This window comes from Nonomuraea sp. NPDC050680, assembly GCF_040654555.1.
Taxonomy (GTDB): Bacteria; Actinomycetota; Actinomycetes; order Streptosporangiales; family Streptosporangiaceae; genus Nonomuraea.
The window spans coordinates 54,694-68,846 of the sequence record NZ_JBFAIF010000009.1 but is presented as its reverse complement, the minus strand read 5'-3'; the positions used below and the strand labels follow the sequence as shown (position 1 = coordinate 68,846).

General features: G+C 73.9%; 15 protein-coding genes. 10 read left to right on the top strand and 5 right to left on the bottom strand.

What is annotated here, in order from left to right:
- Positions 1-17: 17 nt before the first annotated feature.
- Together AB0H88_RS28160 and AB0H88_RS28155 are read right to left on the bottom strand one after the other, a co-directional pair.
- Entirely contained in the window at positions 18-833 is an 816-nt protein-coding gene (locus AB0H88_RS28160) for a CbiX/SirB N-terminal domain-containing protein (protein ID WP_357649488.1), read from the bottom strand.
- 131 nt (positions 834-964) lie between these two features.
- The gene (locus AB0H88_RS28155; protein WP_357649485.1) at positions 965-2,137 is read right to left on the bottom strand and encodes a uroporphyrinogen-III synthase; all 1,173 of its coding nucleotides are present in this window, start codon (positions 2,135-2,137) and stop codon (positions 965-967) included.
- A 307-nt stretch (positions 2,138-2,444) separates the two neighbouring features.
- On the opposite strand from AB0H88_RS28155, the gene AB0H88_RS28150 reads away from it, so the two are divergent.
- Positions 2,445-2,927, top strand: a complete 483-nt coding sequence (locus tag AB0H88_RS28150) for a peptide deformylase (protein ID WP_357649483.1) — start codon at positions 2,445-2,447, stop codon at positions 2,925-2,927.
- Here the strand turns inward: AB0H88_RS28150 and AB0H88_RS28145 are convergent.
- The 3 genes from AB0H88_RS28145 to AB0H88_RS28135 are packed head-to-tail and all read right to left on the bottom strand — an operon-like array spanning position 2,866 to position 4,697.
- Entirely contained in the window at positions 2,866-3,147 is a 282-nt protein-coding gene (locus AB0H88_RS28145) for a WhiB family transcriptional regulator (protein ID WP_357649481.1), read from the bottom strand. The genes AB0H88_RS28150 and AB0H88_RS28145 overlap by 62 nt on opposite strands.
- A 30-nt stretch (positions 3,148-3,177) precedes the next feature.
- The gene (locus AB0H88_RS28140; protein WP_357649479.1) at positions 3,178-4,095 is read right to left on the bottom strand and encodes a glycosyltransferase; all 918 of its coding nucleotides are present in this window, start codon (positions 4,093-4,095) and stop codon (positions 3,178-3,180) included.
- Entirely contained in the window at positions 4,092-4,697 is a 606-nt protein-coding gene (locus AB0H88_RS28135; protein WP_357649476.1) for an HAD-IIIA family hydrolase, read from the bottom strand. The genes AB0H88_RS28140 and AB0H88_RS28135 overlap by 4 nt, the downstream gene beginning before the upstream one ends.
- Positions 4,698-4,869: 172 nt before the next feature.
- Between AB0H88_RS28135 and AB0H88_RS28130 the strand changes: the two genes are divergently transcribed.
- Genes AB0H88_RS28130 through AB0H88_RS28090 form a run of 9 tightly spaced genes read left to right on the top strand, consistent with a single transcriptional unit; the run spans position 4,870 to position 14,117 of the window.
- Positions 4,870-6,501, top strand: coding sequence for a carbamoyltransferase C-terminal domain-containing protein (locus tag AB0H88_RS28130; protein WP_357649474.1), 1,632 nt, complete (start codon positions 4,870-4,872; stop codon positions 6,499-6,501).
- Positions 6,498-7,445, top strand: coding sequence for a glycosyltransferase (locus AB0H88_RS28125; protein ID WP_357649472.1), 948 nt, complete (start codon positions 6,498-6,500; stop codon positions 7,443-7,445). The genes AB0H88_RS28130 and AB0H88_RS28125 overlap by 4 nt, the downstream gene beginning before the upstream one ends.
- Entirely contained in the window at positions 7,442-8,518 is a 1,077-nt protein-coding gene (locus AB0H88_RS28120) for a glycosyltransferase family 9 protein (RefSeq protein WP_357649470.1), read from the top strand. Before AB0H88_RS28125 ends, AB0H88_RS28120 begins: the two co-directional genes overlap by 4 nt.
- The gene (locus tag AB0H88_RS28115) at positions 8,496-9,695 is read left to right on the top strand and encodes a glycosyltransferase (protein ID WP_357649468.1); all 1,200 of its coding nucleotides are present in this window, start codon (positions 8,496-8,498) and stop codon (positions 9,693-9,695) included. Before AB0H88_RS28120 ends, AB0H88_RS28115 begins: the two co-directional genes overlap by 23 nt.
- 22 nt (positions 9,696-9,717) lie before the next feature.
- Positions 9,718-10,266 (top strand): SIS domain-containing protein, encoded by a 549-nt coding sequence (locus AB0H88_RS28110; RefSeq protein WP_357649466.1) that lies wholly within the window; start codon positions 9,718-9,720, stop codon positions 10,264-10,266.
- Positions 10,263-11,627 carry a PfkB family carbohydrate kinase gene (locus tag AB0H88_RS28105; protein ID WP_357649464.1) on the top strand — a complete coding sequence of 455 codons (1,365 nt, stop codon included), beginning with the start codon at positions 10,263-10,265 and terminating at the stop codon, positions 11,625-11,627. The genes AB0H88_RS28110 and AB0H88_RS28105 overlap by 4 nt, the downstream gene beginning before the upstream one ends.
- A complete protein-coding gene (locus AB0H88_RS28100) occupies positions 11,624-12,298 on the top strand; it encodes an SDR family oxidoreductase (RefSeq protein ID WP_357649462.1) in 675 nt (224 codons plus the stop codon). Before AB0H88_RS28105 ends, AB0H88_RS28100 begins: the two co-directional genes overlap by 4 nt.
- A complete protein-coding gene (locus AB0H88_RS28095; RefSeq protein ID WP_357649460.1) occupies positions 12,289-13,161 on the top strand; it encodes a glycosyltransferase family 9 protein in 873 nt (290 codons plus the stop codon). Before AB0H88_RS28100 ends, AB0H88_RS28095 begins: the two co-directional genes overlap by 10 nt.
- Complete coding sequence (locus AB0H88_RS28090) at positions 13,158-14,117, top strand: UDP-glucuronic acid decarboxylase family protein (protein WP_357649458.1); 960 nt, start codon at positions 13,158-13,160, stop codon at positions 14,115-14,117. The genes AB0H88_RS28095 and AB0H88_RS28090 overlap by 4 nt, the downstream gene beginning before the upstream one ends.
- Positions 14,118-14,153 lie beyond the last annotated feature (36 nt).

Sequence of the window (14,153 nt, the reverse complement as noted above, 5' to 3'; positions counted from 1 at the left end):
GCGGAGGGTGAGCCGAGCTAAGCGGTCTGTACGGCGCTCCAGGTGTCCGGTACGGCCGTCCGGTTCCTCGTCTGGTCGAAGCGGTGCCAGATCAGCTCCACCACGGCCGGGTCGGCTCCCAAGGGCTCGCTGACCAGATCCGCGCCCGCCTCCGCCAGGCGGCCGTGGAAGAAGCCGGGCGCCAGCAGGTACGAGGCGACCGCCAGGCGCGAGGCCGGGCCCGACCTGACGCCTTCCACCGCCTCGCCTGGCAACGGACCCGACCGGAGGCGTTCCAGGGCCTCGCCGAGCGACGGGCTGCCCGCCGAGGTGAACGCGGCCGTGACCGGGCGGCCCAGCCGTACCGCCAGCAGGTGGGCGGCGGCACGGACATCGGCGAGCCCGGCCGGGTCGGAGGAGCCCGCCGCGCCCAGGATGACCGCGTCGGCGGGGCGCAGTCCCGCGCGGGCCAGCTTGCGGGCGAGCGCGGTGGTGAGCAGCCGGTGCGGGCCGAGCGGCGGCGCGACGAGCGCGTCGGGGCGGTGCTCGGCGACGACGTTCGGCAGGTCGATGTGCACGTGGTAGCCGCCGGCGAGCAGCAGCGGCACCACGACCACGGGCCCCGGGACGGCGGGCAGCACGTCGGCCAGCAGCGGCGAGCTGATCTCCAGGTAGCTCAGCTCGACACGATGCCGGGGCCGCGCCCGCCCGACCGCCGCCGCCAGCGCGGCCAGGGACCGCTCCCCCGCCGCGCTCCGCGTCCCGTGCGCGGCCAGCACCAGGGTGGGCACGGCCGAACCGCCCCGCACCGACACGACCGGCCCTGACGCGCTCGAACCGACCCGCCCAGACACAGCCGACACCGACGCGCTCGAACCAGCCAGCACAGACTCGACCGACATCAACGCGCTCGAACCGACCTGTGCGGACGCACCCGGAATCGGCGCGCCAGAAACGGGAGTGGCCCCCTGGGGCCTGGACGGCGTCACAGGGGCGCCGTCTCGTGGCTGCAGGCGAGTCGGTAGCCCCGTTTGACCACCGTCTCGACGATCCCGGCAGGCCCCAGTGCGCGCCGCAGCCGCGTGATCGCCATCTCGACCGCGTGCTCCGCCGAGTCGCGCGACAGGCTGCCCGGCAGCACGGTACGCAGGTCGGTGCGGGAGATCACGTTGCCGGGCTTGTCGGCCAGGCGCTTGAGCACGGCCATCGGCGCGGGCGGCAGCGGCCTGAGCTCGCCGTCGACGACCACCGCGTGCCCGCGGATCTCCAGCCGGTGCCCGCCCGCCACCAGCCGGGTGACGCCGTGTTCTGGCAGGTGCCTGGCCAGCGCCCTGGCCAGGGCGCCCAGGCGTGACCTGTCGGGCTGCAGGGTTGGTACCCCACGCGTGACCAGCGGTCCGGCGGTGACCGGCCCGACGCAGGCCGCCACGACGCGGTCGCCGAACGCCGCCAGCAGCTGGTCCTCCAGCCCCTCGGCGCGGGCGGCGCCGAGCATGGCGTGTACGGCGGGCGCGCTGGTGAAGGCCACGGCGTCCACGGCGCCGGAGAGCGTCTGGGTGATGAGGCGGCGCAGCGGCGAGGGGTCGCGGTAGGGCAGCCACCGGTAGACCGGGATCTCGATCACCTCTGCCCCGGCCTCCCGCAGCGCCTCGACGAACTCCGTCAGCGGCTCGCCGTGCTGCTGCACCGCGATGCGGCGCCCGCGCAGGTCCTGGGCCAGAAGGTACTGCTTGACCTCCTCGCAGGACTCGGTGGTGGGTGTCCAGTGGTCGTTCAGCCCGGCGGCGCGCACCGCTCCCCTGGCTTTGGGGCCGCGGGTGAGCAGGCGGGCCCTGGTCAGGTGGTCGGCCAGGTCGGCGGACAGGCCCCAGCCCTCGGCGGCCGCCATCCAGCCGCGGAAGCCGACGCCGGTGGTGATCACCACGTCGTCCACCGGGCCGGCCAGGCTGAGCCGGGTGGCGGCCAGCAGGTCGGAGTCCTCGGAGAGCGGCACCAGCCTGATGGCGGGCGCGCTCACCACCCGTGCGCCGCGCCGTTCGAGCAGCGCGCCGAACTCTTCGCGCCGCCGGGTGGCGGTCACGCCGACGGTGAAGCCGGACAGCGCGTCCGGCGCCGTCTCCAGCTCACGCGCCGGGTCGTCTAGGGGAAGCGCGTTCATGCGAACACCCCCTGTGGCGGTGGGCTTGGCCGGGCCCCGAGCGCCCGGCCAAACATCACAGGTCCATGAGCCGGAAGTGAGATCACAGATTAGATAGTGCTTTCGGGTGGTTTCGCCGCTGGGTCCCCCTTGTTACCGCTGTGCTACAACCCAGAACGGTTACCGCTCTGCCGCGACCCAGAACCGTCACCGCTCTACCGCGACCCAGAACCGTCACCGCGGTGCTACAACCCAGATCCCTGGCGGTTGATCCCGAAGGCGGAGGGGAAGCACCACCCCAGACCACGCGACCTATCGGGGAGTTGCGGTGACAGTCCGCCCTATCCGCATGTTCAGCGATCCGGTGCTCCGCTCGGTGGCGGCGCCGGTTCACGATTTCGACCGCGAGCTCCGGGGGCTGGTCAAGTCCCTGACCGCGACGATGCGCGCGGGAGCCGGCCGCGCCGGGCTGGCCGCGCCCCAGATCGGGGTGCCACTACGCGTGGTCGTCTACTCCTACGACGGCAAGTCGGGATGCCTGGTCAATCCGCGGCTGGAGCTGTCGGAGCGGCGTGTCACGGCTGACGAGGCGTGCCTGTCGGCGCCGGGCCTGTGGTGGCCGCTCGAACGTTCGTACATGGTGACGGCTCGGGGCCGCGACGCGTTCGGCAAGGGCGTGACCGTGCGGGCTCTGGGTGTGCTGGCCAGAGTGCTGCAGCACGAGGTCGACCACCTCGACGGCGTGCTGTTCAGCGACCGCCTCGAGGACGGCGAGCGCCAACGCTTTCTCGCCGAGGTGAGGCCAGGATGATCTCCCGTCGCTCCGACGGGTCGGTGCCGCCCCAGACGCCGTAGGCCTGTCCGGTGCTGAGCGCGTAGTCGAGACACGGCTCACGTACCGGGCAGTCGCGGCAGACGACTTTGGCGCGCTCCGCTTCCGCGTGCCCCAGCCCCTCGGGCGAGATCGGGAAGAACAATTCCGGGTCTACGACCAGGCAGGCGGCCTTGTGCGACCAATCTATTGGCATCATGCCAAATGGCCCTACCCACCACTTTTCCGGTCATACATCCTCAAGAAGGCGATCCCAGTCGGCCAGGAACCTGGGCAGCCCGTAACGGGCCAGCGCGGCGGAGCGGGCCGCCTTGCCGGTCTGGGCGGCGAGCTCCGGGTCCTCGACGAAGCCTCTGAGCGCGTCGGCCAGGACGTCCACCCGGGTCGAGAGCACGCCCGCGTCGAGCGGCACCGCCTCGACGGCCTCGGTGACGGCCAGCGCGACGACCGGAAGGCCGAGCGTCATCGCCTCGATGAGGGCCAGCCCGAGGGAGGTCCACCGGTAGGGATGCAGGTAGACGCGCCGCCTGGCCAGCTCGGCGTGCATCCGCGCCTGCGGCAGGTCATAGGCCCCGTACGGCAGGGCGTCCGCCTCCATGCCGAACAGGTCGAGCGGCACCTCGGCGGCGAAGCGGGGCAGCAGGTCGGTCCCCGCCACCCGGGTGCGCCTGACCGGCTCGTTCACCACCACAGCGGCCCTGGGCAGCTCCCCGGTGTAGAGGTGGCCGGGGTCGGGGATGCCGTGCTCGATCACCCGGGTGGGCGCCCTGCCACTGTCCCAGAACAGCTCGTTGAAGTGGGTGACATGCACCAGCGTGAGGTCCGTGCGGCCGGCGAGCGGGTGGCGGGTGCGCGGTACATCGCCCGTGGGCGTGTTGTGCTCCACGTACACGCCCGGCACGTCACGGCCGAGCCATTCGCGGGCCAGCTCGGGCTCGTGCGGGCGCTGGTAGACGGCGACGTCGATGTGCTCCTCGCGCAGCCGATCCCAGGGCACCTCACGGGCGCGTTCCGGCCAGTCGAAGGTCATCGCCCGTCCCCGGCCGTCCGGACCCCGGCCGGGGACGAGCGGAAGCACGTAGTCGTGCTCACCGCGTACGAAGGAACTGGTCCACGAGCCGTGCACATGCCAGTGCAGGATCCTCACCAACGGCTCCAGCCCACCAGCGGCGACCAGACCGCGGCGCCCGTGCTCACGCGAGCCGCCTCGCCGGCCTGGTCGACGGCGCTCAGCACCCGGTCCGCCACGTCGGACAGGTCCTCGGCCACCTCGGCGGCCTGCTGGATCTCCTCCCTGCGGGTCTCACCGGTCGGCACCAGGATGCCCCTGGCCCCCGCCGCCCTGGCCGCCTCCATGTCCCTGCCGATGTCGCCCACGACCACGCAGTCGCGCGGGCTGACGTCGAGGACGGCCGCCGCCCTGATCACCAGGCCCGGCGCGGGCTTGCGGCAGGTGCAGCCGTCGCAGTCGTCGTGCACACAGATGGCCCACGCGTCGAACGGACCGAGGAGCTCCTCCACCCTGGCGTTCACCTGATCCATCTCATCCGGCGTGAGCAGCCCCTTGGCCACGCCCGACTGGTTGGTGACGACCGCCACCGGCACGTCGGCGCGGCGCAGCCGCGCCAGCGCCTCCAGCGCGCCCTGCATCGGCTCGACCCTGGCCGGGTCGCCGTTGTAGGGGACGTCCTTGATCAGGGTCCCGTCCCGGTCGAAGAGCACCGCTCCGGGACGTCGTTGTTCGAACACTTTCACCTCCGTCGCGCTGTCAGCCAGCTACCCGAGGGCCCCCTCCGCAAACAACTACTCAGCGTGACAAACCGCAGGATGCCTGGCCTGTTTTCGCAGTACAGAGGAGTTGGCCGGGTTTGAGAGCCGCTTCTCTCGGTAGCCACTCTCTACGTCCCGGGGGAGGAACGTAATGAGATTTCTCGGCATCAACGCGATATTTCATGACCCTGCCGCTGCCTTGGTCGCCGACGGCCGGATCGTCGCCGCCGCGGAGGAGGAACGGTTCAGCCGCCGCAAGCACGGCAAGCGCCCGGTGCCCTTCTCGGCGTGGGAGCTGCCGGAGCAGGCGGCCGCCTGGTGCCTGCGCGAGGCGGGTCTCCACCCCGAGGACCTGGACGCGGTCGCCTACTCCTACGACCCGTCGCTGGTCCGGCAGCGCCCCGACGGCGACTGGGAGGACCTGCGCACCAGGTACGCCGTGCGGGTGCCGAACTTCCTGGCCACGGCACTGCCCGGCCTCGACCCCGCCCAGGTGCGCTACGTCCCCCACCACATGGCGCACGCCGCCTCGGCCGGGCTCGCCTCGCCCTACCGGGACTGCGCGGTGCTGGTCTGCGACGGGCGCGGCGAGAACGTCTCGCACCTGGCCGGCCGCTACCGCGACGGCGAGCTGGAGGTGCTGGCCGCGCAGGAGCTGCCGCACTCTCTGGGGCTGATGTACGAGGACGTCACCGAGCACCTGGGCTTCCTGCGCTCCTGCGACGAGTACAAGGTGATGGCCCTGGCCTCCTACGGCCGGCCGCGCCACCTGCGGTCGCTGCGCGAGTTCGTCCGCACGACCGGCGACGGCGGCTTCCGTACCGAGCCCGTCGACTGGAACACCTACGCCAAGGCCCTGCCACGGGGCGCCCCGTGGACCGCCGACCACGCCGACCTGGCGGCCAGCGTGCAGGCGCGGCTGGAGGAGGTGCTGCTGGAGCTGATCGGGTGGCTGCACGAGCGCACCGGCGAGCGGCGGCTGGCACTGGCCGGCGGCGTCGCGCTGAACTGCGTGGCCAACTCCCGCCTGCTGGCCGAGGGGCCGTTCGAGGAGATGTGGGTCCAGCCGGCCGCCGGTGACTCCGGCACCGCGCTGGGCGGCGCGCTGCACCTGGCGCAGGCGTACGGGGAGCCCGCCGCGCCCATGCCGGGGGCGGACCTGGGGCGCGGCTTCACCGACGAGGAGCTGGGCGCCTGGCTGGAGGTGGCGCGGGTGCCGCACTCGCGGCCCGCCGACCTGGCCGCCGCGGTCGCCGCCGAGCTGGCCGCCGACCGGATCGTCGCCTGGTTCCAGGGCCGCTCGGAGTACGGCCCGCGGGCGCTGGGCCGCCGGTCGCTGCTCGCCCATCCCGGGTTCCCGTACAACACCGAGCGGCTGAACGACGTGAAGGGCAGGGAGCAGTTCCGGCCGATCGCGCCCATGGTGCTCGACTCGCGGGCCGCGGAGATCTTCGGGCGGGGGCCGGTGCCCTCGCCGTACATGCTGTTCGTGCACGACGTCCACCCGGACTGGCGGGAACGCATACCGGCGGTGGTGCACGTGGACGGGACCGCGCGCATCCAGACGGTCTCGCCCGCCTCGGATCCGCTGCTGGCCAGGATGCTGACCTGCTTCGAGTCCCATACGGGTCTGCCGGTGGTGGTCAACACCAGCCTGAACACGGCGGGACGGCCCATGGTGGACGATCCGCGTGACGCGCTGGAGTGCTTCGGGTCCTCGCCGGTCGAGGTGCTGGCCCTGGGGCCGTACCTGGTGCGGCGCGGGCAGGTGTTCGCCTCGTGATCACCGTGGTGGTCCCCACGATCGGGCGGCCCAGCCTGCGCGCCACGCTGGCGGCGGTGGCCACCCGGCTGCCGGTCATCGTGGTGGACGACCGTCCCGCGAGCCGGTCGGGCCCGCTCGACGTGCCCGAGCGCGTACGTGTCGTGCGGTCTTGGGGCCGGGGGCCCGCGGCGGCGCGCAACGCCGGGTGGCGGGCGGCGGACACACCGTGGGTCGCCTTCCTCGACGACGACGTCATCCCGCGGCCGGGCTGGGCCGAGGCCGTGTGGGCCGACCTCGCGGAGCTGGCCGACGACGTGGCAGGCAGCCAGGGCCGCGTCGAAGTGCCGCTGCCGCCCGGCCGCCGGCCGACGGACGCCGAGCGCAACACCGCCGGGCTGTCCACCGCGGAGTGGATCACCGCCGACATGGCCTACCGCAGAAGCGCGCTGGAGGCGGCCGGCGGGTTCGACGAGCGCTTCCCCCGGGCCTACCGGGAGGACGCCGATCTCGCGCTGCGGATGCTCCGCGCGGGACACCGGCTGGTCAGGGGCGAGCGGGTGACGGTCCACCCGGTGCGCGACGACGGGTTCTGGTCGAGCGTGCGGTTCCAGCGCGGCAACGCCGACGACGCGCTCATGCGGCGCCTGCACGGGCCGTCGTGGCGGGCGGCGCTGGGCGGCGCGCCGGGCCGGCTGCGCCGCCACGCCCTCACCACCGGCCTCGGCTGCACCGCGGCCACCCTGGCGGCGACCACCCTGGCGGCCCGCGGCGGGCGCCTGACCGTGATCGCTGTTCTGGCCGCCGCCGGGTGGGGCGTGCTGAGCGCCGAGTTCGCCTGGGCGCGGATAGCGCCGGGGCCGCGGACACCGGCGGAGGTCCTGCGGATGGCCGTCACCAGCGTGGCGATACCGCCGGCCGCCTGCGCGCACCGGCTGCGAGGGGAATGGAGGGTCCGGCGATGAGCGTGTCGCGCGCCCGCGGGGCGGTCCGGGGCCGGGTGCTCGTGGCGCGGCTGGACGACGCGGGCGACGTGCTGCTCGCCGGCCCCGCCGTACGCGCCGTGCGGGCAGGCGCGCGCGAGGTGGTGCTGCTGGCCGGCCCGCGCGGCAAGGCCGCCGCCGAGTTGCTGCCCGGCGTCGACCGGGTGATCGAGTGGCGGGCGCCGTGGATCGACCACGATCCGCCGCCGGTGGACACGGACCGGGTCAATGAGCTGATCGAGCAGGTCAGGGGGGTGGACGAGGCGCTGATCCTGACCTCGTTCCACCAGTCGGCGCTGCCGCTCGCCCTGCTGCTGCGACTGGCCGGCGTACGGCGGATCTCGGCGATCAGCGAGGACTACCCGGGCTCGCTCCTGGACGTCCGTCACGTGGTGGACGAGAGCCGCGACGTGCCCGAGTCGGAGCGGATGCTCGCGCTCGCGCGGGCGGCCGGGTTCGAATTGCCGCCCGATGATCAGGGAAAACTCGCTGTCCGGCGCCCCCTCCCGGATATCGGGCACGTTATCGGGAACCTTGTAGATACCGGCATAGGCGCCGGCGAAGGCGCGTATGTAGTGGTGCACCCGGGGACGTCAGCACCCGCCAGGACCTGGCCTGCCGAACGGCATCGGCAGGCGGTCCGGGAGCTGGCCGAAGACGGGCACCGGGTCGTCGTGACAGGCAAGGAGCGCGAGCTCACCGCCTATGTCGCCCACGATGTCGCGGTCGACCTCGGCGGACGAACGACGCTTTCACAGCTGGCAGCCCTCATCGAGCGGGCCGGCGTGCTCGTGGCGGGAAACACCGGCCCCGCGCACCTGGCAGCCGCGGTCGGTACGCCTGTCGTGAGCCTGTTCGCCCCGGTCGTCCCGGCCGCCCGGTGGGCTCCCTACGGAGTGCCCACGGTGCTCCTCGGCGATCAGCGAGCCCTCTGCCGGGACACCAGGGCACGGGAGTGCCCGGTCCCCGGGCACCCATGTCTGTCGCAGGTGACAAGCGAGCAGGTGGTCAAGGCAGTGAGGGAGCTGACCAGTGAATGTCGATCTGATCTCTGAACACGCGGACCCCCTGGCCGCGATCGGCAGCGTCGACTCAGGTGGCCAGAACGTCTACGTCGCCGCGCTGGCCGTCGCGCTGGGAGAGCGCGGGCACACGGTTGTCGTCCACACCCGCCGCTCCGATCCGGCCCAGCCGGACTCGGTGCCTCTGGCGCCCGGCGTCACGGTCGAGTACGTCACGGCCGGGCCCGCGGTTCCGATCCCGAAGGACGAGCTCCCGCTGTACATGCCGGAGTTCACCGACCGCCTCGCCGACCGCTGGGCCGTGCGCCGGCCCGACGTCGCGCACGCGCACTTCTGGATGAGCGGCCAGGCGGCCCTGCAGGCCACCGAGGACGTACCGGTGGTGCAGACCTTCCACGCGCTGGGCACGGTCAAGCGGCGCTGGCAGGGCCCCTCGGACACCAGCCCCGCCCACCGTCTCGCGACGGAGCGTGAGATCGGTGCCCACGCCGACAGAGTGATCGCCACCTGCGGCGATGAGGTGAACGAGCTGCGCGCGATGGGCGTGCCCGAGCAGCGCGTCGCGGTCGTGCCGTGTGGCGTCGACCTGACCGAGTTCTGCCCCCGGGGCCCGGTCGCGCCGCGCGTGGCGGTGGGCGCCCGGCGCCCGATGGTGCTCAGCATCGGGCGCCAGGTGCCGCGCAAGGGCGTCGACACCGTCATCCAGGCCATGCGCGGGCTCTCCGGGGCCGACCTGGTGATCGCCGGCGGTCAGCGGGACGGCGAGGAGGCGGCGCGCCTTCGCGATCTGGCGGCCGCGTACGGCGTCGGGGAGCGGGTGCACGTGATCGGCAGCGTCTCCCGCGAGCGCGTCCCGGCGCTCATGCGCTCGGCGGACGTGGTGGTCTGCGTGCCCTGGTACGAGCCGTTCGGCATGGTGGCCGTCGAGGCGATGGCGTGCGGCGTGCCGGTCGTCGCCTCCGCGGTCGGCGGCCACCTCGACACGGTCGCGGGCTGCGGCCTGCTGGTGCCGCCCCGCCGCCCGCGCGCGCTGGCCAGGGCCCTGCGCAACGTGCTCGCCGATGAGGACCGGCGCCGGGCGCTGGGCGCGGCCGGGGCACGCCGCGCCCAGGAGAGGTACGGCTGGGCCAGCGTCGCGCAGCAGACCGAGGCCGTGTACACGCAGGTGATCGACGGCAAGGTGGGCCGCCTCGCCGCTCTTGGGGGCTGAACATGGATCTTGGGGGCTGAACATGGACACGCATCTGGAGAAACTCTGGTGGGCCCTGTCGAGGGTCGACGACCACGCGGCCACGGTCCGCGCGTGGGGCGGCAAGCTCGCGGGGGTGCTGGGGGCCGGAGGCAGGCTGCTGGCCTGCGGCAACGGCGGCTCGGCGGCCGAGGCGCAGCACCTCACGGCCGAACTGGTCGGCCGGTTCCGGGCCGACAGGCCGCCGTACTCGGCGATAGCCCTGCACGCCGACACCTCGTCGATGACGGCGATCGCCAACGACTTCGGCGCCGAGCAGGTGTACGCCCGGCAGGTGCGCGCGCACGGCCGTCCGGGAGACGTCCTGCTCTGCCTGTCCACCAGCGGCGGCAGCGGCAACGTGCTGGCCGCGGCGCTGGCCGCGCAGGAGCGGGGGGTGATCGCGTGGGCGATGACGGGCCCGGCCCCGAACCCGCTGGCCGTCCTCTGCGACGAGGCCGTCGCCGTACCCGCCGAGGAGGTGTGCACCGTACAGGAGGTGCATCTCGCCATGATCCACCTCCTGTGCGACGCGGTCGAGGAGGCCCTGTGAGGGGCCCCCTGGTCGTCATCGGCGACACGCTGCTGGACCTGGACGTCGAAGGCGACACCGAACGGCTCTGCCCCGACGCGCCCGTCCCCGTGCTGGACGTGGCCGCCGAGCACGCCCGCCCGGGAGGCGCGGGCCTGGCCGCGCTGCTGGCCGCCCGCGACGGCGCCGAGGTCGTGCTGATCACCGCCATCGGCGACGACCCGCCGGGCCGCCGCCTGTGCGGGCTGCTGTCGGCGGAGGTCGAGCTCGTACGCCTCCCGCTGCGCGGCAGCACGGTGCGCAAGACGAGGGTGCGGGCCAGGGACCAGACGCTGCTCAGGATGGACACGGGCGACGGCCGGGCCGGATACGCCCACGGCTGCCAGCCGGCCGAGGCCCTCGCCCGGGCCGCCGTGGTGCTGGTCTCTGACTACGGCCGGGGAGTCGCCGGGGTGGCGCGCGGGCTGCTGCGCGCGGCCGAGGCCCCGATCGTGTGGGATCCGCATCCCAAGGGTGAGGAGCCGGTGCCCGGCTGCGCGCTCCTGACGCCCAGCGAGCCGGAGGCCAGGCAGCTCTGCGCGCACCCGTACCACGGGCCGGACCAGGCGGCCCGCCGCCTGCTGCGCGACCTGCGCGCCCAGGCGGTGGCCGTCACACTGGGCCCCCGGGGCGCCGCCCTGGCGATCCAGGGCGGCGGCCCGGCCAGGCGGGTGCCCGCGCCGGTCCTCGCCTCCGTCCGGGACGTGTGCGGGGCCGGCGACCGCTTCGCCGGCGCCGCGGCTCTCGCGCTGGGCGACGGCGCGGACGCCGAGGAGGCGGTCACGACCGGCGTGAGCGCGGCCTCGCGCTTCATCGAAGGCGGCGGCGCCGCCTCTGTCGGCGGCGCCGCGCGCCGGCCCGGCGTCCGTCTGGCCGAGCAGCGGCTCGGCGACCGCCCGCGCACCGCGCTGGAGGTGGCCGAGCTGACCCACGCGAACGGCGGGCGGCTGATCGCCACCGGCGGCTGCTTCGACCTGCTGCACGCGGGGCATGTGAGCCTGCTGCGGCGGGCCAGGGCGCTCGGCGACGCGCTCGTCGTCTGCGTCAACTCCGACGAGTCGGTGCGCCGGCTGAAGGGCCCCACCAGGCCCGTCGTGGACGTGCGCGACCGCGTCGAGGTGCTCAGAGCGCTCGGCTGCGTGGACGCGGTGCTGGTGTTCGACGAGGACACACCCGCCGCCGTCATCGAGCGGCTCCGCCCCGACGTGTGGGTGAAGGGCGGCGACTACGAGGGCGACGTGCTACCCGAGTCCGCCGTGCTGCGGCGGCTCGGCGCCGAGACCGTCGTGCTCAGCACCTTGCCGGGACGATCGACGACCAACCTCATCAGGGAGATCCGATGAACATATTGATCACTGGGGGCGCCTCCGGGCTCGGCCTGGCGACGGCCGAGGCGGTGTGGAAGGAGGGCTGGCGGCCGCTGGTCGTGGACGTGCGGGAGCCCGAGCAGGACTTCGAACACGCGATCGCCGATCTGGCCGACCGGGGGCAGGCCGAGCGGGCCGTCACGGAGCTGGCCGAGCGGGCCGGCGGTCTCGACGCCGTGGTCACCGCCGCCGGGATCGACGCCTGCGGGCGGCTGGCCGACGTCCCCGCCGACGACTGGGACCGGGTGATCATGGTAAACCTGCTCGGCACGGCCTCGGTCGTACGGGCGGCGCTGCCCTACCTGACGCGCTCCCGCGGCAAGGTCGTCACCTGCGCCTCGACGCTCGGACTGCGCCCGCTGAGCGACGCGTCCGCCTATTGCGCCTCGAAGTTCGGCGTCGTCGGGTTCACCCGCGGTCTGGCCGTCGAGCTGCGCGGGCAGGTGGGGGTGACGCTGCTGATCCCCGGCGGCATGCGGACGGGCTTCTTCGACGGCCGTCCCGAACAGTACCGGCCGGGACCCGAGGCGGGCCTGAACAACCCCGCCGACGTCGCCCAGACGATCGTCTTCGCCCTCGGCCAGCCCCCCGGATGCGAGGTGAGAGAGCTCGTCGTCTGCCCTTCCACGGAGACGTCATGGCCCTAGAGCTCCTCGCGCTGCGCGGGCTGGGCCTCGGGGACCTGCTCACGGCCGTACCCGCGCTGCGCGCCCTGCGCCAGGGCTTCCCCGAGCACCGGATCACGCTGGCCGCGCCCGCCGGGCTCGGCCCCCTGCTGCCCCTGACCGGGGCCGTGGACGCGCAGATCGACGTGTCGGGCCCCGGTCCGGTTCCGTTCGAGCGGCCGGACATCGCGGTCAACCTGCACGGCCGGGGCCCGCAGAGCGTCGAGGCGCTGCGGTGTACCGATCCGGGACGGCTGATCAGCCACGGTGCCGGGCCGCCGTGGCGCGACGGCGTGCACGAGGTGCGGCGCTGGTGCGACCTGCTGCGGTGGTACGGCATCGAGGCCGACCCGGCGGATCTGACACTCGGCGTCTCCGACCGGACGGGACCCGTGATCGTGCACCCGGGGGCCGCCTACCCGGCGCGGCGCTGGCCGCCCGAGCGGTTCGCCCGCGTCGCCGCCGCCCTGGGCGACGTGGTCGTCACGGGGAACGCGGCCGAGGTGCCGCTGGCCCGCGAGGTGGCCGAGCTGGCGGGGCTGCCGCCGGAGCGGATGCTGGCCGGGCGTACCGACCTGGCGGGCCTGATCGAGCTGGTCGGCAGGGCCCGGCTGGTGGTCTGCGGCGACACGGGCGTGGCCCATCTGGCGACGGCGTTCTGCGTGCCGTCGGTGGTGCTGTTCGGACCGGTGTCGCCCGCGCTGTGGGGCCCGCCGCCGGGGTGGCGGCACGTGGCGCTGTGGGCGGGCCGCAACGGCGACCCGCACGGCACGGCGCCCGACCAGGGCCTGCTGAGGATCGAAGTCTCCGAAGTCGTCGACGCCGTCTTGGAGGTCACATCATGAGGGCATTGGTCACCGGCGGCGCCGGGTTCCTGGGCTCCTACCTCTGCGAGCGGCTGCTGGAGGAGGGGGCGCAGGTGGTCTGCATGGACAGCTTCCTCACCGGCGGGCCGCGCAACGTCGAGCACCTGATCGACCGGCCGGCATTCCGGATCATCGAGTGCGACCTGACCGGATACGTGCACGTACCCGGTCGGCTCGACCTCGTCCTGCACTTCGCCTCCGCGGCCTCGCCCGCCGACTACCTGCGCTATCCGATCGAGACGCTGCGGGTGGGCAGCGTCGGCACCCTCCACGCGCTGGGGCTGGCCCGCGAGAAGGGGGCCAGGTTCGTGCTGGCCTCCACCAGCGAGGTGTACGGCGACCCGCTCGAACATCCGCAGCGGGAGACGTACTGGGGCAACGTCAACCCCGTCGGGCCACGCAGCGTCTATGACGAGGCCAAGCGCTTCGCCGAGTCGCTGACCACCGCCTACCGCCACTCACGCGGCACCGACACCGGGATCGTGCGCATCTTCAACACCTACGGCCCGCGCATGCGGCCCTTCGACGGCCGGGCGATACCGACGTTCATCAGGCAGGCGCTGCTCGGCGAGCCGATCACGATCACCGGGGACGGCACGCAGACCCGCTCCATCTGCTACGTCGACGACACGGTGGCGGGCATCCTGGCCATGGCCGGCAGCGACTTCGCCGGACCGGTCAACATCGGCAATCCGGACGAGCTGACCATGGCGGAGCTGGCCGCGCTGATCAAGGAGCTGAGCGGGTCGTCCTCGCCGATCGAGTTCGTCGACCGGCCGGCGGACGATCCCCAGGTGCGCCGGCCGGACACCTCGCTGGCGGCGGAACGGCTGGGCTGGCGGGCCGTGGTGCCGGCGGCCGAGGGGCTGCGCCGGACGATCGACTGGCTCGCGGCGGAACTGTCCGCCGACGAGCCGCTGGCCCGGCTGAGCTGAAGTGCGACGCCCAGCAGGGCGTCGGTCAGGTCGCGG

What these genes read in the sequence shown, in the direction of transcription:
- AB0H88_RS28155 (WP_357649485.1), bottom strand. Translation starts at nt 2,137, where the DNA reads ATGAACGCGCTTCCCCTAGACGACCCGGCGCGTGAGCTGGAGACGGCG.
- AB0H88_RS28145 (WP_357649481.1), bottom strand. Translation starts at nt 3,147, where the DNA reads ATGATGCCAATAGATTGGTCGCACAAGGCCGCCTGCCTGGTCGTAGAC.
- AB0H88_RS28130 (WP_357649474.1), top strand. Translation starts at nt 4,870, where the DNA reads ATGAGATTTCTCGGCATCAACGCGATATTTCATGACCCTGCCGCTGCC.
- AB0H88_RS28120 (WP_357649470.1), top strand. Translation starts at nt 7,442, where the DNA reads ATGAGCGTGTCGCGCGCCCGCGGGGCGGTCCGGGGCCGGGTGCTCGTG.
- AB0H88_RS28110 (WP_357649466.1), top strand. Translation starts at nt 9,718, where the DNA reads ATGGACACGCATCTGGAGAAACTCTGGTGGGCCCTGTCGAGGGTCGAC.
- AB0H88_RS28100 (WP_357649462.1), top strand. Translation starts at nt 11,624, where the DNA reads ATGAACATATTGATCACTGGGGGCGCCTCCGGGCTCGGCCTGGCGACG.
- AB0H88_RS28095 (WP_357649460.1), top strand. Translation starts at nt 12,289, where the DNA reads ATGGCCCTAGAGCTCCTCGCGCTGCGCGGGCTGGGCCTCGGGGACCTG.
- AB0H88_RS28090 (WP_357649458.1), top strand. Translation starts at nt 13,158, where the DNA reads ATGAGGGCATTGGTCACCGGCGGCGCCGGGTTCCTGGGCTCCTACCTC.